The 20898-nt window shown below is 38.3% G+C and carries 27 protein-coding genes and 1 pseudogene; 5 read left to right on the plus strand and 23 right to left on the minus strand.

Annotated features, from left to right (window positions below; genetic code table 11):
* On the plus strand, positions 1 to 252 hold a 252-nt coding region (locus FC65_RS12310), incomplete at its 5' end, for a hypothetical protein (RefSeq protein ID WP_235803064.1).
* 36 nt (positions 253 to 288) lie between these two features.
* On the opposite strand, the gene FC65_RS02845 is transcribed toward FC65_RS12310, so the two are convergent.
* Together FC65_RS02845 and FC65_RS02850 are read right to left on the minus strand one after the other, a co-directional pair.
* Positions 289 to 681 (minus strand): CvfD/Ygs/GSP13 family RNA-binding post-transcriptional regulator, encoded by a 393-nt coding sequence (locus FC65_RS02845; protein ID WP_010498153.1) that lies wholly within the window; start codon positions 679 to 681, stop codon positions 289 to 291.
* A gap of 35 nt (positions 682 to 716) precedes the next feature.
* On the minus strand, positions 717 to 1298 hold the full coding sequence (locus FC65_RS02850) for a peptidylprolyl isomerase (RefSeq protein WP_056971480.1): 582 nt from the start codon (positions 1296 to 1298) through the stop codon (positions 717 to 719).
* A 219-nt stretch (positions 1299 to 1517) separates the two neighbouring features.
* On the opposite strand from FC65_RS02850, the gene FC65_RS02855 reads away from it, so the two are divergent.
* Positions 1518 to 2522, plus strand: coding sequence for an NAD(P)/FAD-dependent oxidoreductase (locus FC65_RS02855; RefSeq protein WP_010498148.1), 1005 nt, complete (start codon positions 1518 to 1520; stop codon positions 2520 to 2522).
* Positions 2523 to 2609: 87 nt separating this feature from the next.
* Positions 2610 to 3269 (plus strand): VTT domain-containing protein, encoded by a 660-nt coding sequence (locus FC65_RS02860; RefSeq protein WP_056971481.1) that lies wholly within the window; start codon positions 2610 to 2612, stop codon positions 3267 to 3269.
* Positions 3270 to 3333: 64 nt separating this feature from the next.
* Here FC65_RS02860 and FC65_RS02865 read toward each other — a convergent pair whose 3' ends face one another.
* From FC65_RS02865 to ccpA, 16 genes and pseudogenes are all read right to left on the minus strand, one after another.
* Positions 3334 to 3969 (minus strand): TIGR01906 family membrane protein, encoded by a 636-nt coding sequence (locus tag FC65_RS02865; protein ID WP_056971482.1) that lies wholly within the window; start codon positions 3967 to 3969, stop codon positions 3334 to 3336.
* Positions 3959 to 4741, minus strand: a complete 783-nt coding sequence (locus FC65_RS02870) for a TIGR01457 family HAD-type hydrolase (protein ID WP_056971483.1) — start codon at positions 4739 to 4741, stop codon at positions 3959 to 3961. The genes FC65_RS02865 and FC65_RS02870 overlap by 11 nt, the downstream gene beginning before the upstream one ends.
* 38 nt (positions 4742 to 4779) lie before the next feature.
* A partial coding sequence (locus FC65_RS12315; protein ID WP_268872466.1) for a YutD-like domain-containing protein occupies positions 4780 to 5142 on the minus strand: 363 nt, incomplete at its 5' end.
* 1 nt (position 5143) lies between these two features.
* Positions 5144 to 5380 (minus strand): annotated as a pseudogene (locus FC65_RS12320) (YutD-like domain-containing protein); the annotation flags it as partial.
* 38 nt (positions 5381 to 5418) lie between these two features.
* On the minus strand, positions 5419 to 6804 hold the full coding sequence (locus tag FC65_RS02880; RefSeq protein ID WP_056971484.1) for a bifunctional metallophosphatase/5'-nucleotidase: 1386 nt from the start codon (positions 6802 to 6804) through the stop codon (positions 5419 to 5421).
* A gap of 11 nt (positions 6805 to 6815) precedes the next feature.
* On the minus strand, positions 6816 to 7424 hold the full coding sequence (locus FC65_RS02885; RefSeq protein ID WP_056971485.1) for a metallophosphoesterase: 609 nt from the start codon (positions 7422 to 7424) through the stop codon (positions 6816 to 6818).
* Between the two features lie 153 nt (positions 7425 to 7577).
* Positions 7578 to 8609 carry a class I SAM-dependent methyltransferase gene (locus FC65_RS02890; protein WP_082618972.1) on the minus strand — a complete coding sequence of 344 codons (1032 nt, stop codon included), beginning with the start codon at positions 8607 to 8609 and terminating at the stop codon, positions 7578 to 7580.
* Positions 8610 to 8703: 94 nt separating this feature from the next.
* Positions 8704 to 9012: a hypothetical protein gene (locus tag FC65_RS02895; protein ID WP_010498121.1), complete on the minus strand. Its 309-nt coding sequence runs from the start codon at positions 9010 to 9012 to the stop codon at positions 8704 to 8706.
* A gap of 1 nt (position 9013) precedes the next feature.
* A complete protein-coding gene (locus tag FC65_RS02900) occupies positions 9014 to 9424 on the minus strand; it encodes a prepilin-type cleavage/methylation domain-containing protein (protein WP_082618973.1) in 411 nt (136 codons plus the stop codon).
* Between the two features lie 16 nt (positions 9425 to 9440).
* Positions 9441 to 9707: a hypothetical protein gene (locus FC65_RS02905; protein WP_010498119.1), complete on the minus strand. Its 267-nt coding sequence runs from the start codon at positions 9705 to 9707 to the stop codon at positions 9441 to 9443.
* Entirely contained in the window at positions 9685 to 10137 is a 453-nt protein-coding gene (locus FC65_RS02910; RefSeq protein ID WP_056971487.1) for a prepilin-type N-terminal cleavage/methylation domain-containing protein, read from the minus strand. The genes FC65_RS02905 and FC65_RS02910 overlap by 23 nt, the downstream gene beginning before the upstream one ends.
* On the minus strand, positions 10130 to 10435 hold the full coding sequence (locus tag FC65_RS02915; RefSeq protein ID WP_010498114.1) for a prepilin-type N-terminal cleavage/methylation domain-containing protein: 306 nt from the start codon (positions 10433 to 10435) through the stop codon (positions 10130 to 10132). Before FC65_RS02915 ends, FC65_RS02910 begins: the two co-directional genes overlap by 8 nt.
* Positions 10435 to 11529 (minus strand): type II secretion system F family protein, encoded by a 1095-nt coding sequence (locus FC65_RS02920; protein ID WP_235803065.1) that lies wholly within the window; start codon positions 11527 to 11529, stop codon positions 10435 to 10437. The genes FC65_RS02915 and FC65_RS02920 overlap by 1 nt, the downstream gene beginning before the upstream one ends.
* A complete protein-coding gene (gene comGA, locus FC65_RS02925; RefSeq protein ID WP_010498112.1) occupies positions 11447 to 12427 on the minus strand; it encodes a competence type IV pilus ATPase ComGA in 981 nt (326 codons plus the stop codon). The genes FC65_RS02920 and comGA overlap by 83 nt, the downstream gene beginning before the upstream one ends.
* A 199-nt stretch (positions 12428 to 12626) precedes the next feature.
* The gene (locus FC65_RS02930; RefSeq protein ID WP_010498111.1) at positions 12627 to 13346 is read right to left on the minus strand and encodes a YebC/PmpR family DNA-binding transcriptional regulator; all 720 of its coding nucleotides are present in this window, start codon (positions 13344 to 13346) and stop codon (positions 12627 to 12629) included.
* A gap of 158 nt (positions 13347 to 13504) precedes the next feature.
* Positions 13505 to 14515, minus strand: a complete 1011-nt coding sequence (gene ccpA, locus FC65_RS02935) for a catabolite control protein A (RefSeq protein WP_056971489.1) — start codon at positions 14513 to 14515, stop codon at positions 13505 to 13507.
* Positions 14516 to 14724: 209 nt separating this feature from the next.
* On the opposite strand from ccpA, the gene FC65_RS02940 reads away from it, so the two are divergent.
* Positions 14725 to 15828 carry a M24 family metallopeptidase gene (locus FC65_RS02940; RefSeq protein WP_010498109.1) on the plus strand — a complete coding sequence of 368 codons (1104 nt, stop codon included), beginning with the start codon at positions 14725 to 14727 and terminating at the stop codon, positions 15826 to 15828.
* A 108-nt stretch (positions 15829 to 15936) separates the two neighbouring features.
* On the opposite strand, the gene FC65_RS02945 is transcribed toward FC65_RS02940, so the two are convergent.
* Positions 15937 to 16332, minus strand: coding sequence for a hypothetical protein (locus FC65_RS02945; RefSeq protein WP_056971490.1), 396 nt, complete (start codon positions 16330 to 16332; stop codon positions 15937 to 15939).
* A 2-nt stretch (positions 16333 to 16334) separates the two neighbouring features.
* Positions 16335 to 16772 carry a DUF948 domain-containing protein gene (locus tag FC65_RS02950; RefSeq protein ID WP_010498107.1) on the minus strand — a complete coding sequence of 146 codons (438 nt, stop codon included), beginning with the start codon at positions 16770 to 16772 and terminating at the stop codon, positions 16335 to 16337.
* Between the two features lie 342 nt (positions 16773 to 17114).
* On the opposite strand from FC65_RS02950, the gene FC65_RS02955 reads away from it, so the two are divergent.
* A complete protein-coding gene (locus FC65_RS02955) occupies positions 17115 to 18011 on the plus strand; it encodes a mechanosensitive ion channel family protein (RefSeq protein WP_056971491.1) in 897 nt (298 codons plus the stop codon).
* Positions 18012 to 18148: 137 nt separating this feature from the next.
* Here FC65_RS02955 and FC65_RS02960 read toward each other — a convergent pair whose 3' ends face one another.
* From FC65_RS02960 to cbpB, 3 genes are all read right to left on the minus strand, one after another.
* Positions 18149 to 19285, minus strand: coding sequence for an N-acetyldiaminopimelate deacetylase (locus FC65_RS02960; protein WP_056971492.1), 1137 nt, complete (start codon positions 19283 to 19285; stop codon positions 18149 to 18151).
* Positions 19286 to 19390: 105 nt separating this feature from the next.
* Positions 19391 to 20098, minus strand: a complete 708-nt coding sequence (gene dapD / locus FC65_RS02965) for a 2,3,4,5-tetrahydropyridine-2,6-dicarboxylate N-acetyltransferase (RefSeq protein WP_056971493.1) — start codon at positions 20096 to 20098, stop codon at positions 19391 to 19393.
* A gap of 177 nt (positions 20099 to 20275) precedes the next feature.
* Positions 20276 to 20770: a cyclic-di-AMP-binding protein CbpB gene (cbpB, locus tag FC65_RS02970; RefSeq protein WP_010498102.1), complete on the minus strand. Its 495-nt coding sequence runs from the start codon at positions 20768 to 20770 to the stop codon at positions 20276 to 20278.
* Between the last annotated feature and the right edge of the window lie 128 nt (positions 20771 to 20898).

A 20898-nucleotide genomic window follows, 5' to 3' on the forward strand; every position in this document is an offset into this window, starting at 1 on the left:
AAACTTTGTTCAGTTTTCAAAGATCTACTTGCTACGAATCAAACTATTAAAAGCTCAATCACAACGTTATTTATTATATCAATAACTGAATTACTTGTAAAGAACTTTTTTATAATTGATGAAGTTTTTTTAAAACTAAAAAGCAACAACACCAACCTTAGTAGAATATCATCAAAATGCTTAAATGTCAAAAGAAACTTAAAATTATTTTATCCAAATTCTTTTATACAGTTAAAACAACAAGAAATATAATACCAGCAAATAGTATCAATGGTCAAGTACTTTTTTTCATTTTCCAGCGTCAATATCGACTAAAGCCTGTTTTACCCACCCATCAAGGCGCTCGCGGATCGGCTTAAAACCAGTTGAAACGCCACGATCTATCCAATAAACCTTATGTTGAAATCTAGCACGTTTACGTGGCTGTGAAAAATCAAACGGCTTCTCTAAACAACGGATGGATAGAGAGATCTTTTCTGTATACAGGTCAATATCAATAATCATGACTGAAACCTCTTGACCTACAGATAAAAATTTAGAAACATCATCAACAAAGCCATGATGGCATTCTGAAATATGAATCAATCCTTGGGTATGTTCATCTAAAGCTACGAAAGCACCATATGGCTGGATACCCGTCACACGCCCAGTGATGACTTGTCCAATGCGATATTCTGACATAGTATCCTCCATTCTATTAAAACGATAATAATTATTTATTCTACAACTATACTTTCGATCTTAATATCATCGACAGGCTTATCTTGGGCACCTGTGGGAGCTGCCGCCATTTGATCAACAACATCAAGTCCTTTGATCATTTGTCCAAATACTGTATGCCGATGATCTAACCATGGCGTACCACCATTTTGGTACATGTCAATAACTTCCTGCGGATAGTTAGCAGCTTTCATTTGTTCAATTAAATCTGCAGGAACCTGCGTACTTTGAACAATAAAGAATTGACTGCCATTAGTATTCGGACCAGCATTTGCCATAGACAGTGCTCCGCGAATATTAAAGAGATCCATTGAAAATTCATCTTCAAAAGGAGCTCCGTAAATACTTTCTCCCCCCATACCTGTACCGGTCGGATCCCCGCCTTGTACCATAAATTCAGGGATCACGCGATGAAAAATAGTTCCATCATAATAATGGTCCTGTGCTAAACTAACAAAGTTTTTAACAGTTTTAGGTGCCTGTTCGGGAAACAACTGGATCTCTATCTCACCCAGTGTAGTATTAATTTTTACTTTTGGTCCCTTAGCGTTTTGTAAATCTGATTGTGGATAATTCATAATAAGCTCCTTAAGTTTTTTATACTATATCATAATACAAAAAAACAGCTTAATTTGCCAATTTATTTTAAGACTTATTAATGCTAGTCTATAAATTGAATATTGTTTTTAAATCGGGGACAGTAATGGTATAAAAAGACTCGGTTTTTCTTGCAAGTTCAAGACAACAAGATCACTACCATCCTTTTCCTGATCATCGAAGGGAGCTTTTTACTCATAATGAGTGATAATAATGAATATTACGACTTAACTATCATCGGTGGCGGACCAGTTGGCATGTTCGCAGCCACCTACTCACGCATGCACATGGCCAAGACCCAGATAATTGAAAGCTTAGATAGTTTAGGCGGCCAAGTATCTGCTTTATTTCCGGCAAAAACTTTATATGACATTCCGGCTTACTACCAAACATCTGGTAAAGATCTGATCACAAACTTAACTGAACAAACTAATGCCTTTGAACCAGATATTTTCTTAAAAGAAACGGTCGAATCATTTACGAAGACAGAGCAAGGTTTTATGATCAAAACTACTAAACGTACCACCTATAGTAAAGCAATCATCATAGCCGCTGGTATTGGTTCTTTTGAACCCCGTAAATTAAGGGTAGACAACGCGCCTTTTTTTGAAGGTCAGCAACTGCACTACTTTATCTCAGATCCTACTATTTTCAAAAACAGAAATATCGCTTTAGCCGGCGGCGGCGATTCAGCAATTGACTGGGCATTAGAATTAGCACCCCAAGCCCGATCTGTAACCGTGATCCATCGCCGTGACAAGTTCAGAGCATTGGAAAGCAGTGTCCATGCTTTGCAGCAAATGCCAAACGTTAACTTCTTGACGCCTTACACTATTAAAGACCTCAAAGAAGCAGCCTCAGGACAATTGAAAGTTATTTTACAAAAGGCACGCGACAAAGAAAGAAAAAACGTGCTTTTCGATGATTTGATCGTTAACTACGGATTCTCTTCTAGTAACACCATCATAGAATCTTGGGGCTTAGACATGGAACGGCATGCAATAAAAGTTAGTGAAAAACAAGAAACCTCGCTGCCTGGTATCTATGCGATCGGCGACATCGCATATAAGGAAGGACGCCCCGCTTTGATTGCTTCTGGTATGGGAGAAGCACCAACAGCTGTCAACAATGCCTTGCTTTATGTTTATCCTGATCGGCGTCAACCCGCCCATAGTACCGAGTTGATGCTAAAATACAAGCACTAAAATTTGTTTAAGGTCAATGAAAAGCTTTGAGAAGTTTATTTTAAAAAAGTATAATATAATGATCAATAGCATAAGGAGAAGAAATATTTGGCAAATTTAATCGATTTCGTTTTACACATCGACAGCCACTTAGTTAATATTGTCAATAACTTTGGCGGCTGGACCTATCTAATTTTATTCATTATCATTTTTGTAGAGACTGGTGCAGTAGTTTTACCTTTTCTACCCGGAGATTCCTTACTATTTGCCGCTGCTGCCCTGGCAGCCAACCCAGATTACGGGTTAAACATCTGGATCTTTTTGTCCTTATTTCTAGCAGCACCTATTCTCGGTGACAGTACCAATTTTATGATCGGTCACTTTCTTGGAAATAAGTTAAAATCGGCCAGCCGGTTTCAAAAAGTAGTCAAACCAGAATATCTGGAGCGAACGGAAAAGTTTTTTGAAAAACACGGTGCAATGTCGATCACCCTGGCACGCTTCATGCCGATCATCCGAACATTTGCTCCTTTCATTGCGGCTGGATCTGGCCTCAAGTATAATAATTTCATTAAACACAATGTCATTGGAGCAATAGCTTGGGTCGCCCTTTGTTGTGGTGCTGGTTACTTTTTTGGAAACATGCCCTTTGTTAAAGAACACTTTTCAATGATAATCATTGGCATCATTATCATCTCATTGATCCCCGCAATCGTAGGAATCATCAAAGGAAGTTCCGAAAGTTCTAATTCAGAACCAGACGAGTAATAAATAATTCGAAGAATAAAAAAAGATCTTAAAGTTGTTTTGAAAAAACAGCATTAAGATCTTTTCATTTGTGCGTTTTTAAGCTCTTTTTACCAATAAAAATGACTGCTAGCATAGCAGCAATAAACAAGATAAAAAAGAGCACGAAACAAGCCAAGAAAAACTTATCCGGTAAAGCATCGATGATCGGATCTTTCAAGGGATCAAAGACCCAGTCATTATTTCTAAACAAGATCTTATGAAAGATCACAAAAAACTGCTGAAAAGAAATACTCATCAGCACCAGCAAAAAAATCATTCCTGTCAAAGTGATCTGTGCAGGGGCGATCAAAGTCCAAGGCATTTGCTGTTTTTTCAAACGGTGCAGGTGATACACACTGAGCGGAACACCAACGATCATTACAAAATAATCTACCAGAAATAACCGTTTAACATCAGCAAAATGTTGCAGTCCATTTGCCGAACTGGGTAGGGTCATATCCAGCTTATGCACCCACGGAAAATTCAAGTAATTTAACAAGTGCTGGTAATCAGTGATCAGTCCCTTTCTTGTCAAGCTAACCGTCTGTGCCAGATGCTGCTGATCCACAAAGAAATAGTATAAGGGCTGAAAGTTAATAACCAGCGCAATACATAATGCAAATATCGTTAAAAATAAAACGCCATTTAAAAATAACTGGCCCTTTGGTCTACTTATCATTAATTATCTTCCAATCATCGAGCGAATCAATTTCATAAGTCGGCTTGAGTGGCTTTTGCTGGACCTGCTCTTTAGTAGAAACACCTGTATATACTAGCAAGGTGTCCATTTCAAAATTGATCCCTGCTGTAATATCAGTCATGTAATTGTCACCGACCATGATCACTTGATCTTTTTGCAAGCCCATTTGAGCTAAAGCCTTCTCCATAATAATTGTTTCAGGTTTACCGATATATGTGGCTTTTTGCTGTGTAGCTCTTTCTACTAAAGCAATTAAGGAACCAGCACCAGGGACTAAACCTCTTTCGTTTGGTAAATTAGTATCTGCATTAGTTCCAATGAAACGTGCGCCTTTTTTAATAGCTAAAGTAGCTAACTCAAACTTGTGATAAGTAGCATCATAGTCCAACCCTACAACAACATAATTCGGAGCTTCTTCATCAAATACGAACCCCCGTGCTAACAATGCTTTTTTTAAGCCGATCTCACCAATGGCATAAACTGACCGCTTGTTAATATCAAGGTCTGCCAGATAGTCGGCTGTTGCTAAAGCAGATGTAAATACATTTTCCAAAGAAACATGAATATCGAAATTATCAGCTAAGTTTTGTACTACTTTTTCAGGTTCCTGAGTACTATTATTAGTTACAAATAAAAATGGGATATTTGCTGCCTGTAATCTCTCAATAAACCCTTTGGCAGCTGGTATTTTTTCTTTTCCACGGTACATTGTTCCATCTAGATCGATCATATATCCTTGGTAATTTTTCATCAAATTTCTCTCTTTCTGCATTAAATTAACACCACTATTTATTTTTGTCGAATAACAAAATGCCTTTTATTTGCATGTTTGTTTTCTCTTTTAGTTCGTGTAGGCTGTTTTTTCTTCCTTGAATGAACTGCATAGGTCTTCTCTGTGGTGTAAGGAGTGTTTTTGGGCTTCCTTTTTCTTTGACGATGCTTGCGATTTTTACTGACAGTCGTTGTTTTGTGCCCTTTATTTGGCCGTTCGTTACCATAAAGTTCCTTGTCTAATGCAGAACTCGGCTGTTGTTTTTGCACTTCTAAATTACGCAATACAAAGTACGGGCAACCAAAATTACAATATTCAAATAAATAATCTTGCAAACGCGTGATATTTTGTGAAGGAAGACCCTTTTTACTTCCATTCTTNCTGATCAAAACCCATATCACCAACTATATAATCATACTTAGTCAAGATGTCGCTAAAACGTTCTTCTAATTTTTCAAGGTCAAATCCTTCGTGAAAATTAACCAATAACTCGTACGGTCGACCATCGATCGTCAAATGAGTCTTATCAGTCATCACTACTTTGCTAGCATATGCCTTGATAGCTTCAGCTTTTTTCGCCAGCTGGGCTTCCCTTCGTTCTTTCTTTTCACTATTCACTAAAGTTTCCTCCATGATTTAAAACAAAATCAATTATACTATACTGGATATTTCCGCGCAAAATGCTCCCCTAAAGCGTCACGCAAAAAACGATCTCCAATGTATGAAATATTTCCTGCAATTTCAAGCGTGGGGAAAAACGGCCCATAAATAAAATTATCTACTGTTCCCAATGTGTATGTTTTTTCTAAATCGAGTGCATGTCCGTGCCATAAGACCTGCTTTTCAGCAGCGTCATATCCGATTCCATCATAAACCAGTTCCCCGAAAACTGTTCCGCGAAAACCATTGCCCTTAACGACAGAACGGCGGAGGTGATTGCGATTTTTTTCCATTTCACGAACTAAACGCCAAATATTATACCCTGACAACTTAGCCCGGACCATTCTCATCGGATGGGGCAATAATTGATGAAGATCGTTTCTAGTCAACACCCCTTGTTTTAGATCTCCTAAGAACAAGCCGGCATTTAAGATAGCTGTTGAAGTTCCCGTCACCTCTTCAAGAGCTTGTAAGCCCTCTTGCATCAAGGCAGAATCGCGGACCCGTGAGCCAATATAACCCTGTGGCAAAACCGCGACTTTATGCGAGTTTAAGCTATGTTGACCTTTTTTAGTATAATTTGCGATCTCAGTTTCATCCCCCATGGCTTCAGGAAGATCAGCAGTCGCAATTGTTGACACCGTTTTACTGCTGATCTGATGCTCATCCGTTGAAAAAGAGAGCGAAACCTGCCCAATATACTGCCCCCATTTACCGGCAGCACACACTAAAGTATTACCGTCGACTTCACCATTTTCCAATAAATGGTGCGTATGACTGCCTAAAATCACATCAAACTCTGAATATTTTTCAGAAATATAACGATCCATATCGATTCCTAAATGAGACATCAAGACCAAAATATCAACTCGCGGCCGTAACATTTTTACCATTTCGGGTAAGACCCGATCGACATCTAAAGCCTGCCAATCATTCATCTCATAGGTCGGTCCAAATGGAGCAGTACAGGCCAACAAACCAACTTTAGTATTATTTTTAGTCTTGATTATTTTTGACACTTTGACCCAAGAAGGCCTTTTTTTAGTGCGCAGATCGATCAAGTTGTCCAAAATAACTGGAGCCTTGCTTTTCGTATACAGCTCCTCTAGTTGTTCATGCGAGTTGCCGATCCCCTCATTATTGCCGATCGTCAACGCATCATAACCAACAGTATTCAATAAGTCAATGTTGAACTTGCCATCAGTTGCTTCTGTCAAAGGATGGACTCGATCCATCGCGTCACCAAGATCGACCGTGATCACTGTTTGCCCCTGACTTTCCAAGTCTTTTTTTGTACTTTGCAGATATCTTCTCACTTTTGGCCAATTTTCAAAATGAGAATGAAAATCGTTTGTGTGTAAGATCGTAATTTTTTCATTCATCGTCTTTAAACCTATTTCCTTTTCTGAAAGTCTATCTTTTTGTTTTTTACCAATTCAACCACTTCTTTTTGCGAAAAGGGCTGTCCGAATGGTCGCTTATTTCCCGACAAGTAGTCAACCTCCGGCGTATCGACACCAACATTGATGTTAGATGCAAAATTCACAGAGTAGTGATGAATATGTCCATGTAAATTAATGCTGTTAACTGAGATTCCAAGCATTAACGGATAATGCGTTAGAAAAAATTGATAATGATCAAACTTGAGTATCAAGCCAACATCATGAAAAAGAAATTTAGTTTTGCCCGCCGGTGTTTGCAATTGATTACGACTTAAATATTTGATCAGTGCACGCGGATCATGGTTGCCCTTAATAAAAACGATCTGTCCATTGAGCTTAGATAAGACATCAAGTACTTTTTTGTATCCCGACCGATTAGATGTTATTCGTGCTATATCGCCCAAATGATAGACTGTATCTTCAGGGCCAACAACATTGTCCCAATTGTCAATGATCGTTTGGTTCATTTCAGTCACAGTCAAAAAATCACGATCAGCAAAATTTAGATCATGTTTCAAATGTTCATCAAAAAAATGCGTGTCCGCTGTAAAAAAAATCATTTTCTCGCTCCTTGCTGCTTCCTCGTTGTCAATTTTACACTGAATCTTGCCACAAAAAAAGATTCTGCTCTCACTTGCGAATAGATCAAATAAAAAACAGCTGCTAAACACGAGGATTATCTCAGTCTATCAGCTGTTTTAACTTAAATATTATTATTCAGGAAGTCTCAGTTTTTCTTTAGAGATCCACTGATCGATCTGGTTCAAGAAACTACTGAATTCTTTCTTGTCTTTGAATGAAGGAAAATCACCCAATAATACCTGCTCTGCTTGATGAGCATCGTTGCCCTTCTTTTGTATCAATAATAATGATTTTTGTGAGTTTTCTGATGCAAACAACTCTGTCGGAAGGTTTAATAATACTTGCAAATAACCCACCTGTTGAATATATCTTAACAAAGTCTGCGCTTCTTTAGTTTCAAACAATCCTCGGGGGATCACAAAAATACCGATTCCTCCCGGCTGCAAAGACTCTAATGAGCGCTCGATCAAAATATGATGCACGTATGAGTGACCACTCTTGGCATGGGTTGCAAATCTTTGTACCCTTTCATCCAATGGATAATAGCCGACCGGTAAATCACTTAGCACAACATTAGCTGGCTGCAAAGGCAGGTCTGCGATCGCATCCTGATGGATCAAATCAATATTTTGCTTTTCAAGTTGCGCCGCAATACTTGCAATAGCTAACAATGTGTCATCATTGTCAACGCCAACGCCGTGTATATTTTGCCAGCCATTAGCTTGCAGACGATTCATGACAACTTCGAGTAAATTTCCTGTACCCACAGCTAGGTCAAGTATTTCAAGACCTTGGTTGGGTCGACTCACCTTTTCTACTAAATATTCAAGTAAAACCCCAATAGAATCAGGTGTCATCTGATGGTTCGCCTGGATTTTTTCTTCACGATAGGATCTTAACAACACAAGCTGGATGACTTGTCGCACTTCTTCTTGGGTAAAATGCTCAAAATCAAGTTGCTGATAGACCTCTGTTAATCTGGCAACAACTTCTTCATCTAATTCTTGATCTTTATTATAAACTTCTCCGCCTCCAAGTATGTCATCGGCCACTTGAATGAAAGCATCCAAGTATGAAAGATCTTCTTTTTTTTGTACCAAATCGATCGCTTGTTCAAGCAAATCAAATGTCTTCTTGATATCTTCTATTGTCAACTCGTTCACCTCAATTATCTTCTAATACTTTAGTGTACAGACCGACTCAAGGATTTTCAAGTCTTGGCCGCCTCTTGTGAACATTATAATGCAACAAATGCTGTTAATGTTTCTGATCGTCTTGCCAACTCTTGACCGAAAAGACAAATTTTTGCTGATTATTTAACCAAATAATACATTTTTCTTTGTCTCTTTGAGCATGACCTAAGTTAAAAACAAGTTTTTGCTGGTCAGTTAAATTATTAGCAACAGCCATATTTTTCATTGTCTGAGCTTCATTTTGCTGGATAATTTCGATATATGTTGTTGCACTAGTATGGTAATACGCAATTTGTCCGACGATCATTGTGCCAGCAAGCATTAAAAATATCAACGCTGAAAAGAAAAGATCTCCAGATATTTTTTTATTCATTTTATTCTTCACTTTCAGCAGAACGAAAAGCAATCTTTTCATGATACTTGACCCCATTTAAAATGAGATTCATCTTTAAATATGGTGCACAAAAAGAGAGTTTGCCACTATCTAAATTAAACAATAACGGCATATAACCTTCCCTTTTCCCAAACATGACCAAGCGGTCGCCACTGACCTTTAAGGAATAGTCCATCTGCTTTTCTGGGCTATAAAATAAAATTTGTCCGCCTTCAGACTTGCGATACTCCAAATTTAACTGATCAGATTGCAAGCAGGCAATAGCTGCGACCAACTGAAAGTGATCAGTCCGCTGGCTGACTGAACCCTCTTTGCGCCTATTTGACAGAAAACCTGTTAGCAAAAAGATTGCCAACAAACTAACACTTAACGAAATTATCGTTTCGACCAACGTAAAAGCAGCCACTTTATTTCTTGATTTGCACTGACATTGTTTGTGTCCCATTTTTGACCTCAATACTTCTTTTATTTGTGATATCAGAATTAGCTGACAGTTCATTGCTTTTGCTGAGCAATTGGCTGGATAATTCAACTTTTCGGACTAAACTGTTCTCTTGTCTACTAGCACGCGTGTCAATGGAACAATACATCAAAATGAACAACGACACGATCCATAGGGTGACCAATGAGTCTGCCAAGATAAATGCCGGCCTAGTTTTTAACTTTTTGTACACGATACTGTCCCCCAAATCCTAATTCGAAAATTATGTTATAACTTACCCCGCCTAAATCCGAGTTGATCTTAATTGTTTGAGGTTGTGTTCCTCCATTTGCATAAATCTTTTCCTCTCTTTTTCCGCCTTGAACGTGCATTGTTTTTGGCAGAGCGATTTGTTTTTTATCGGCCGTATCAGTCCCGCTTGTAAATTGAACGGAGTGGTTGAGAAAAAGAGCTAATCCAGCTGTCTTTTGGCGATGACTCCGAACGACTAAACTTGTCCAATTCTGCCTAAAATTTAACCAAAATTCGTCTTCTGCCATTTTATTAGTCGTTTCTGAACTAGGTACAAATTGTAATATACAAATCAAAGCTATCAGAAACAAAACGATACTCATTTCTAATAATGAAAAACCCGTTTTTTTGCCATAACAGCTTTTATTCATCAGTCTTTCCTATTTGCAAACCATCCTTTTGGATCTGTTTGATCTGGGCATCGCTGAGATAACCGCTTTTTTTCAGATCATCAAGTGTTATCGAAGTCGAATCACCAACATTATGATCTTCTTTGTATAATTCAACTTGGGAATTTAGCTCAGTTTGCAAAGCACGGTCATTAATTTTGATTGCCCGTCCTCTTTGTTTACTAACATTTGGAATAACTATTAAGATCAATAAGCTGATAATGAATAGGACAATTGCCATTTCTACAAGGGTAAATGCCTGCACTTTTTTCTTTTTCATTAGTAGATCCCTCCAATACTTGAATATAACGGCAGTAAGATTGCTAAATAAGTACCAATAATAATTGCAGCAATCACCAAAAACAATAACGGTTGGACCCAAGTCAGCAATCGTTCAGAACCTCTGAGCAAATTACGGTAAGAATTTTGAGAAAAAATTGCTAACTCTTTACTCATTTCCTCTTTAGTATCGCCATTATTTAGAAAAAACAATAGTTCATGTGGAATAAAGGAATAACGCAAAATAAAATCTTCAACCTCACTTCCCTGATTTAAAGCAGCATCTAACTCATACCCTAATTGATAATAAATGGAGTTCTTTTTAAAATCTCGCAAATACAGACAGATCTGCTGAATATCAAGCCCACACTGAAAAAGCAGCGAAAGATCAAAAGTGATGATATATGCACAATATAAACGATAAAGTTGACCTAAAATAGGGAGTTGGGCATACCAGACATGCCGAGTTAAGCTTTTTTGCTTAACCCACCAATGAATTACCTTGCTTAAATACATAATGACCGCTAACAGGCATATAGTTATGGCACCTTTAACTAAATGAACCGGATCCTTAAAAAAAGGTACAGACTGACCTGGATCGACTACATTAGAAAAAGCAGTCAATTTTGGTACTAGCCAGATCTTGATCGAGGTACATAATCCGGCCAATAAAACAAGCAGCATTAGTGGGTACAATAACAATCCCTTTAATTTTTGAAGCTGTTCATTAAGACGAAATAAAAACTTCCCTAATTCTTTGATCGCCTGCTCCAGGTTTCCATGCTGCTCGGCCATTTTAATTTGAAAATATGTTTGTTTTGAGACCCACGGCTCAACAGTCTGACTGAATGTGGCACCCAAACTTAACTGTGTGATTATCTTCTCTACCTTATTTTGTAGTTTGGGGTCAAGCAGCTTAACATTAAGCAAGCTTTTTTTTAGAGAAAAACCTGCTTGAAGCATATCTGCCAAAGAAGTGAAGAATGCGGCCTGCTCTTTTAAAGTGACTTTTTTACCCAAATAAATATTTTTCTTTTGCAGCGACCGTGATTTCTCCTTTTTGAACACATTTCGTAAGATTCTTCTTCCACTCATCTGTCATAACACCCCGCTTGTTTTGTCTGATTTCATCCCATGAGGTTTGATTCAAAGTTAAAAGATCAAATAACACCTTAGCTGAGCCGGCAGTAGTCTCGATCAAACGCTGGTATGAAACCAGTTGAACAGTTTGTTCCAAGTCATATTTAGAAACTCCTAAATTTATTAACCGTAAAAACACGCCATAAACATTTTGTGCGTGAACTGTGCTCAAAACCAAATGTCCGCTTAGAGCAGCTTTGATCGCAATTGCTGCAGTTTGTTCATTGCGGATCTCTCCGATCACAAAAACATCAGGATGTAACCGTAACGCCGCGGTCAGTAGCCTTTCATATGTCATTTGTGCCTTATTATTTACCTGTAATTGTAAAAAATTTGGTTCATATATTTCCACGGGATCTTCAATGGTCATAACTAATTGAGCTTGTAACTTGCGTGCAAAAGTGTACATAGCAGTTGTTTTTCCGGACCCCATTGGACCTGAAAATAAAATTAGTCCCCTCCTTTTGCAAGCAGTTAAGATCTGGGAAAATTGTTGTTGTTGAAAATAGTTTTCATTTCTAAAATCATTAGGATAAATAAATCTAATTACCAGTGATTCTTGATCTAAGAAAGTGCCCACACTAGAAAAACGACAAAATATTTTATGTCCTTTTTGTTCATAGGTCCACGCCCCAAGTTGTGGCCTGCGCCGTTCGCTTAAACTCATATCAGCCTTAAATTTAAAAAAATTTATTAAATGAATTGCTTGATTTGCCGAAATTTTTTTGTAAAACTCAAATTTTGCCGCAGTACTAAAACTGATTTCATATCCTTTTACTTTAGGTAAAATATAGATGTCACTCACATGTCGTCTGATTGCTTCTTCGAAAAGTTCCACAATTTCTTCATTCATCTTGAACCTCCTTTGCTATAAACATATACGCAAAAAACAATGATCTGCGTTTATTAAATTTAATTTATGTAAAATCAAGACAGTCGCTCTGCCAAAGCTATGAAAAAAGCGCAAAAAAAGCCCCGGACCTTCTCAACGTATGAGACGGTCCGAGACTTAAAATCTGGCTAAAACATCTAACTCAGATCAATTATTATAATTAAAATTCAGCAGATGTGTAGACTTCAGAAACATCGTCTTCATCTTCTAAATGATCGATCAAACGTTGAACTTTTTCCAACTTATCATCTGGAACTTCAACCGTTGTCTTTGGTACCATTGTTAACTCAGCACTAGCTAATTCGTATTTCTTTTGCAGTGCATCGCGAACTTCTGGAAATGCTTTTGGATCGGTGTAGATCTCAAAAACATCATCGTCTGTTTGCAAGTCATCAGCACCTGCATCGATCACATCTTCAAACATTTGATCTTCATCTGCATCAAGGCCTTCACGAACAATGGCGATATAACCCTTGCGGTCGAACATAAAGCTGACCGAACCAGATTCTCCCAAACTCCCGCCATTATGACTGAAATCTGCTCGTACAGCTGAAGCAGTCCGATTACGATTATCAGTTAACGTGTGAACTAAAAATGCAACGCCTGCAGGTCCATAACCTTCATACGTGATTTCTTCGTAATCAGCACCATTGGCACCACTAGCCTTATCGATCGCACGTTTAATGTTATCTTTTGGCATGTTAGCAGAACGAGCTTTATCCATCATTAGGCGCAATTGTGGGTTCGAGTCTGGGTCAGGACCGCCACTCTTTGCAGCCATATAAAGTTCTCGTGATATTTTTTGGAAAATTTTCCCACGCTTTGCATCCTGGGCGTTTTTACGACCTTGGATGTTATGCCATTTTGAATGTCCTGACATTTCATATACCTCTTTCCGAAAATTTATTTCTATGCGACAATAGCCATAATAAATGTTACCAAATCATAGGTGGTAACGCAAACTTTTTTGCAAATATAAAGGCGTTTAGGTCTCACGGAGAATAGCCATCCCCTCAAATAAGCCCAACGCCTTACAGATTATTTACTTGATCCACGCTTAATAAAGCCATATGGCAAATCGATAGTCTTTTGTGTCGACTCTTCTTTATTCATCATTTTAGTCAAAAAGCGCATTGAAACAGCGCCAATATCGTAAAGCGGCTGAGTAATGGAAGAAAGTTGCGGACGAACGATCTCTGTTAACTTGGAATTGTTGCTGGTAATGACCTCAAATTCGTCTGGGATCTTGGCACCAGCATCGCGAGCGCCATTCAAAACACCAGCAGCCAATTCATCATCGGCAACAAAAGCTGCTGTCGCACGTGCCGAAGCCAACGCTGGCCATAAAACTTCACCGGAACGGTAACGATAGTCTGTTTCAAAAACTAAGCTAGGATCATACTCTATCCCATTTTTAGCTAAAACGTTCTTGTAACCTTTCAACCGATATTCACCATTGATCGGGTCTGATAATGGACCTGAAACAAAAGCGATCCGCTTATTGCCATGATTGATCAAGTTAGAAATGGCACTTTCAACCGCTTCAACATAATTGATATGAACACTTTCAACTTCGTCTTTTTGGTCAACCGAACCTGCTAAAACGATTGGTATTTTAGCACGTTTGAATTGAGCACGCAGTTCATCAGTTAAGTTATGTCCCATGAAAATGATCCCATCAACTTGCTTAGCTAATAAAGTATTCAGAACTTGAATTTCCTTTTGGTGGTTACCATCTGAATTAGCCAAGATGATATTATATTTATACATCGAAGCAACATCATCGATACCACGTGCTAAAGATGAAAAATAAACGTTAGTTACAGCCGGGATAATTACACCAACAGTAGTAGTTTTTTTACTTGCCAAACCTTGAGCAACCGCATTGGGACGATAATCCAAACGATCGATCACTTCTAAAACCTTTTTTCGCGTAGCTGGTTTAACATTTGGATTACCATTCACTACACGAGAAACAGTTGCCATGGAAACACCGGCTTCTTTAGCAACTGTAGAAATAGTAACTGCTTTTTCTTCTCTTGAATCCATATTTTTGTCCCTTTCTTACTCTTTAATGTTTTAATTTTCATTTTACTTTCAATCAACATTATCTAATCTAACAGACTTTCAGCAAAAATGCAAGCGTTTCAAGAAAAAAGTGACAATTATTTTCAATGAGTTTTCATCAGCTTTTTTCAAAGAGTTAAAACCTCTTTGTGTTATAATGACACTGTTAATTTTAATAAAGGAGCGATTTTATGTCTCATATTAGTTCCGTTCAAAAATGGTTAGCCGACAATGATTACGATGTTGCCTACGTTAGCGATTTTATGAACATCCAATATTTCACAGGATTTTCGAGCGATCCGATCGAACGTATTCTGGCACTTTTCATCTTTCCTGATAAGGATCCATTTATCTTTGCACCAGCATTGGAAGTCGAAGCAGTTAAAGAAACTGGGTGGAAATACCCTGTGTTCGGTTACCTCGACCACGAAGATGCTTTTGCCAAGATTCATGACCATATCGTTGACTTAGAAGGCTCTCCCAAAAAATGGGCAATTGAAAAGAACAATTTAACGGTGGAAAAATTTACTGCGGTCCAAAAACAGTTTCCACAAGCTGAATTTAACGGCAACTTAACGCCTTTTATTGAACAGCTAAAACTCTTCAAAACGCCTGAAGAATTAAAAGACTTAGAAATTGCTGGTAAATGGGCTGACAAAGCCTTTGAAATTGGCTTTAACGCCCTCGCTAAGGGTAAAACTGAGCAAGACATTGTCGCTGAGATCGAATATCAACTTAAGCTTCAAGGCATCATGCACATGAGTTTTGACACGTTGATCCAAAGTGGTGCAAATGCTGCCGAAGCACATGGTGCTCCCCGCAAAGTAAATGTTAAACCTAATGAGCTTTGCCTTTTCGACTTAGGTGTCGTTTATAATGGCTATATTTCTGATGCCACCAGAACAGTGGCTTTTGGTGAGGTTAGCCAACACGCCCAAGATGTTTATAAAGTCTGTTTAGAAGCACAATTAACAGCTCAGGCAGCTGCAAAACCTGGGATCACTGCAGCGCAGCTCGATAAAATTGCTCGTGACATTATTGATAAAGCTGGCTATGGAGAGTACTTCAACCACCGTTTAGGTCATGGTATCGGTCAAAGTGAGCACGAATTTCCTTCGATCATGGCTGGTAATGATCTCGAATTACAACCTGGAATGTGTTTCTCTATTGAACCAGGCATTTACATTCCCGGAGATGTCGGGGTCCGGATCGAGGATTGTGTCCATATCACAGAAAATGGCGCAAAACCTTTCACGCATACATCTAAAGAATTACAAGTATTACCACTTAAATAATATTTCAAAAATGGAATTGATTTTAACGATCAATTCCATTTTTTTGCACTAATAAAAAAGCTCTCGCAATCTAGTGCGAGGGCCTAACTATGTTGAACTATTCAAAAACTAATTTTTATGTGGATAGAATTTTTCTGTAGGATGAAGATCTTCCTGTTCAGCTGTTTGCTTTGCCTTACTGAATGCGGAACGATGGTCGATCACAATATCGTCTTGCATCACGTCGGTTTCATCTGCCATATTTTGACGAGCTGAGTCTAAATGTCCCTTAAGCTTACTTGTTGAGTCTTTTAAAGATGATAAAGCTGCCTGAACATTAGAACCCGCAAAATCAACAGCTTTTCCTTCAATATCAGCAGCCTTATCACGACCACTTGCAAATGTATCGTCTAGCTTAACGGCTAGTTGATCTTGCTGAGAAGCTGTCAGTCTATGCCAATACACATAAGCACCGGCTAAGACAGACACCCCCACACCAAATCCAATTAGAAATGATTTTTTCATAATTAGATTTCCTCCTTAGAAGTCTTCTTGCCCTTTCTGTTTTTAAGTTTTCCGAATAACTTTGAACCAACAGCAGCAATAGAAGAGAATTTCGAAACATTGCTCATCGTACGCGTAGAATTAGCGACCTTTCTAGCTGCGCCCTTACCAGCTGTATTTAAATCAGAAACACTCTCACTCAAATCAGCAACAGCGGTAAATAAAGGATCGATGGTCTTGACTTTCCCATTAACATCTTCAACCAGATCATTGGCCTTATCTAATAAATCATTGACTTGGTCCAACATCGAATCGGCATCCTTGGTCAAGGTATTGACCGTGTCATTGACCTCATTTAAAGTTTGTACTAAACGGATCAAAACACGACAAAGATAAATCACCAAAATCAAAAAAGCTATCGCAGCTATTAGCCCTGCAATTTGTCCAAAAGTTATTTCCATGATCATTTCCTCCTAAATAAAATAAGTCATAAAACAATAGCCATATTATTCTTTGTCCTAAATAAAGTATGATCTATCAACAGCTCAATCAATAACAGACTATTACCTTAAATGATTCTTATTGTTTAAAGAATATCATTACAAGAATAAAACTTCAAGTGAACTCTTTTATCCTGAACGATCTCTACTGAAAAACCTGATTTCTTGAGCCTTTTTCATTCTATTTTCGGGAAAAGGCAGCACATTTTTTCATTAAAAAATAATTTTAACTTTAAATTATTTCAAACTAGCAAGCTTTTTTTGTTATCATGAATGTATAAGTCAAAAAAGGAAGTGACACATTTGTATTTTGCTCAAAGCAATTGGTTTCTAGCCGCTAAGGGTAAAAACTTTTTTAAATTCAACGTTTTTCAACGTTACATTGAAAATTTTGATTGGGATAAAGCTATTACTTCCCTTCTGCAAACTTTAGGATCACTAGTCTTAGTCTCCCTGCTTTTCTTTATCGTTAATTTTGTGGGAAAAAGATTGATTCGTCGTGGCTTTGAATCACGTAAAAAATCTAATAATCAGCATTTGTCAGAAAATCGCAAAGCAACTATTTTTACATTGTCTCAAAACATTTTCCACTATGCGATTTTGTTCTTTTACCTCTATGCTGTACTTTCGATTTTAGGTATCCCAGTTGGTACATTGATCACTGGTGCCGGAATCTTAAGTGTTGCGCTTGGCTTAGGTGCTCAGGGTTTCGTGACGGACATTGTCACTGGTTTTTTCATCTTGTTGGAAGAACAGTTTTCTGTCGGAGAGTATGTTAAATTGGGAGCTGTGCAAGGTACGATCCATGCGATCGGCTTAAGAACAACACAGATCTTAGGCTACGACGGTACACTTCACTTCGTGCCTAATCGAAGTATTACGATCGTCAGCAATTTTTCCCGTAATGACATGCGTGCTTTAATAGACATCCGTGTTGACCCTAATAAAGACATCAACCAGATGGAGCGGATCATTTCACAGGTCAATGACAGACTAACGCCGCAATACAGCGAGATCACGATCCCACCACAAATTTTAGGGACCGTTGACCCCGGAAACGGAACGTTAGTTGTCAGAGTAACTATTTATACTAAAAACGGAGCACAATACTCGATCCAACGTGAATTTCTCGCAGCTTATTTAGCTGCTCTCAGCGAGGCAGGCTTTGAGATCCCTGCAGCACCGATCAATTTAGAATGAATGATAGCATCAAAAAAGATCTAAAAGTTACCTTATGCTAATACAAAAATTGTGTCATAAAGTGGGAAAAAAGATCACTTATGGCACAATTTTTATTTTCCTGAAAAAATTTTTTTACGTCAAAAAGACGACTGCTGCTATTTTGCTAATTTAAGTGCTCGATGTTCCAAAAATCCACTGAATCCCGTTACTCCTGCTTTAATTGCAGCGGTATTTGGCGCCATCCGATCAGAATGTAAGGAATAAGGTGAATCTACTCCTAACCAACACATTGTCCCAGGAATCTGCGATAATAGGAAACCAAAATCCTCTCCGGTCATCGCTGGACCAGTTTCTATATACTGCAATGAACTGTCTTGAAAATATTTGATCAGATCAGTTGTTGTTTGTTCGTTATTTTCTACTGGAAAATATCCACCTTGATGCAAATCGATATCGGCTTTACAATTAAAGGAATAAGCAACTCCCTTGGCGATCTTTTCGACTTGATTTTGAATTTCTAAATTGATGTCTTGTGTTAAAGCTCTAATCGTTCCATCAATTTGACATTCACCTGCAATAACGTTTCCTGTCGTACCGGCAGTCATATGTCCAAGTGTCACGACTCCTGCTTTAATAGGATCGATCCTGCGGCTCATGATCGTCTGAACTTGGGACACGAAATTTGCTCCACATACTACCATGTCGTTAGCTTTCTGAGGAAACGCCGCATGACCGCTTTGACCAGTGAACTTGATATGGATCTCACAAGTACCTGCAAACAACGTTCCTTGGCGGCAGCCAATGGCACCAACGGGTAAGCTAGGATCATCATGAATAGCATAAATTTCCTCAGGCAGCCAATCCCCAAATGCTCCACTTTTAAACATTTGCATGCCTCCGCTGGCATTTTCTTCTGCAGGTTGAAAAACAAAGGTGAGTGAAACAGGAGGCTGCTTTTGTGCAAATTTGCTCAGGATCCCAAGTGCCACCGTCATATGTATGTCATGCCCACAAGCATGCATTTTCCCTGGATGTTTCGAGGCAAAAGGCAAGCCTGTTTTTTCTGTGACCGGTAATCCATCAATATCAGTCCGATAGCCCAAAGTATGGCTGCTATCTTTTCCTAGCACATGGACTAATATCCCTGTTTTCCATGTTTTTATTTCCAAAAATTCTTGCGGCATTTCACGAATAAATGCTAATAATTTTTGTTGAGTTTCAAATTCTTGCATCCCGATTTCTGGAATTTGATGTAAATCTCGATACATTTTGAGCAATTTTTCATTATTCATTCTAACCGGTCCTTCCACCTAAAAAAGATTGTTACTATTCTATCAAAAATTACAAAAAAAAACCGAATTTTCGACTTTGAAATCCGGCTTAATATTTGCTTGTACTTAAAGCTTCCTCAAATCGTCAACCAAATCGACCTTAGAATCTTGGACATCAGTAACATTCTTGATTTTCTTAGCTGGTACTCCTGCAACAACACTGTTTGCTGCCACATCCTTTGTAACAACTGATCCAGCTCCTACAACAGCGCCTTTACCAACAGTTACTCCTTCCAAAATAACTGCATTGGCACCGATCAGCACATCATCTTCGATCGTCACAGGTTTAGCTGAGGCTGGTTCGACAACACCAGCAAGCACCGTTCCAGCACCAATATGACAATTATTACCTACTAATGCACGCCCTCCTAGAATGGCACCCATGTCGATCATAGTTCCCGCTCCAATCTCAGCGCCAATATTAATAACAGCCCCCATCATGATCACCGCCTGGTCTCCAATCTCCACTTGATCACGAATGATGGCACCCGGTTCGATACGAGCATTATATTTTTTTTCATCTGCTAGAGGGACCCCAGTATTCCTTCCACTAGTCTCTATCTGTGTTTTAGTAATTGCTGGTGTTGAGTTTAAAAATTTTTGGACATCGGCCCAATCTCCAAAAATGACCCCCGCTTGATCGCCAACATACGCATCGATCATACTAGGAAACTCCAGGTCTTTCAAATCACCCTTGATATACGCTTTGACTGGGGTCTTTTTTTCTGAATTAGCGATTGTTGCGATAATTTTTTGTGCGTCTAACTCTGCCATTTAACTTCCTCCAATTAAAATTACATACGTCAGTAAAAAATATAATAAACAACTGCTTAGAATTTGCTTGTTATCAACTTACTTTTTTCAATAAATACGTAGTTTTTAGTCAAATTAAGGTACATCATACTTACAGGTCTGACAAATCTTAAAAGCGGTTCAAACAACCGCACTTTGTCAATTCGAGCGGATACTATCTGCTTTTTCGATCAATGGTTTGATCTCGTAATTATTACCAATTTCATGTGCCATGTGATTAACACTTTTAAGCAACTCACGCCGAGTAATGATACCAGTAAAAATTTCTTGCTCGTCAACAACAACCACAAAGTTTTCATCAACCAAGATGTGTAAAATATCCTCTAGCTTAAAAGGCTTTTGAATAGTATGCACATCTTTTTCCATGACATCAGCAACTGTATGTTTAGTTAAATTACTAGGGTCAATTCCGTTTAACCCTAGCATCGTCTCAGTGATCATAGAAAGAGACAGTAACCCCTTAAAATGCTGTTTGCTATCCAAAACCGGGATCTTAGCGTAACGAACTTTTGTTAAAACAAGAAATGCATGTTCCAAATTATTATTCTCTAGTACATTAGCAACCAATTCAGCAGGAATCATAAATTTTTCTTTACGCTGCTCCATTAGCTGTTCAACAGCTTTCGCTATCATTCAAACTACCTCCTTGAATTACGATCGCTAAGTATATTTTATTAAATTCAGAGGAAATTACAACAAATATCCCATAACTTGAGTAAAACTTCAAAAATAAGCAGTAAAAAAACGGGTCTAAACTTTTT

The sequence above is a fragment of the Ligilactobacillus acidipiscis DSM 15836 genome (genome assembly GCF_001435755.1).
GTDB classification, from domain to species: Bacteria; Bacillota; Bacilli; order Lactobacillales; family Lactobacillaceae; genus Ligilactobacillus; species Ligilactobacillus acidipiscis.

Bases quoted from the DNA above. Each gene is read 5' to 3' on its own strand.
- FC65_RS02845 (WP_010498153.1), bottom strand. From the start codon at position 681: ATGTCAGAATATCGCATTGGACAAGTCATCACTGGGCGTGTGACGGGT.
- FC65_RS02850 (WP_056971480.1), bottom strand. From the start codon at position 1,298: ATGAATTATCCACAATCAGATTTACAAAACGCTAAGGGACCAAAAGTA.
- FC65_RS02855 (WP_010498148.1), top strand. From the start codon at position 1,518: ATGAGTGATAATAATGAATATTACGACTTAACTATCATCGGTGGCGGA.
- FC65_RS02865 (WP_056971482.1), bottom strand. From the start codon at position 3,969: ATGATAAGTAGACCAAAGGGCCAGTTATTTTTAAATGGCGTTTTATTT.
- FC65_RS02870 (WP_056971483.1), bottom strand. From the start codon at position 4,741: ATGAAAAATTACCAAGGATATATGATCGATCTAGATGGAACAATGTAC.
- FC65_RS02880 (WP_056971484.1), bottom strand. From the start codon at position 6,804: ATGAATGAAAAAATTACGATCTTACACACAAACGATTTTCATTCTCAT.
- FC65_RS02885 (WP_056971485.1), bottom strand. From the start codon at position 7,424: ATGATTTTTTTTACAGCGGACACGCATTTTTTTGATGAACATTTGAAA.
- FC65_RS02895 (WP_010498121.1), bottom strand. From the start codon at position 9,012: ATGAATAAAAAAATATCTGGAGATCTTTTCTTTTCAGCGTTGATATTT.
- FC65_RS02910 (WP_056971487.1), bottom strand. From the start codon at position 10,137: ATGAATAAAAGCTGTTATGGCAAAAAAACGGGTTTTTCATTATTAGAA.
- FC65_RS02915 (WP_010498114.1), bottom strand. From the start codon at position 10,435: ATGAAAAAGAAAAAAGTGCAGGCATTTACCCTTGTAGAAATGGCAATT.
- FC65_RS02920 (WP_235803065.1), bottom strand. From the start codon at position 11,529: ATGAGTGGAAGAAGAATCTTACGAAATGTGTTCAAAAAGGAGAAATCA.
- comGA (WP_010498112.1), bottom strand. From the start codon at position 12,427: ATGAATGAAGAAATTGTGGAACTTTTCGAAGAAGCAATCAGACGACAT.
- FC65_RS02930 (WP_010498111.1), bottom strand. From the start codon at position 13,346: ATGTCAGGACATTCAAAATGGCATAACATCCAAGGTCGTAAAAACGCC.
- ccpA (WP_056971489.1), bottom strand. From the start codon at position 14,515: ATGGATTCAAGAGAAGAAAAAGCAGTTACTATTTCTACAGTTGCTAAA.
- FC65_RS02940 (WP_010498109.1), top strand. From the start codon at position 14,725: ATGTCTCATATTAGTTCCGTTCAAAAATGGTTAGCCGACAATGATTAC.
- FC65_RS02945 (WP_056971490.1), bottom strand. From the start codon at position 16,332: ATGAAAAAATCATTTCTAATTGGATTTGGTGTGGGGGTGTCTGTCTTA.
- FC65_RS02950 (WP_010498107.1), bottom strand. From the start codon at position 16,772: ATGGAAATAACTTTTGGACAAATTGCAGGGCTAATAGCTGCGATAGCT.
- FC65_RS02960 (WP_056971492.1), bottom strand. From the start codon at position 19,285: ATGAATAATGAAAAATTGCTCAAAATGTATCGAGATTTACATCAAATT.
- dapD (WP_056971493.1), bottom strand. From the start codon at position 20,098: ATGGCAGAGTTAGACGCACAAAAAATTATCGCAACAATCGCTAATTCA.
- cbpB (WP_010498102.1), bottom strand. From the start codon at position 20,770: ATGATAGCGAAAGCTGTTGAACAGCTAATGGAGCAGCGTAAAGAAAAA.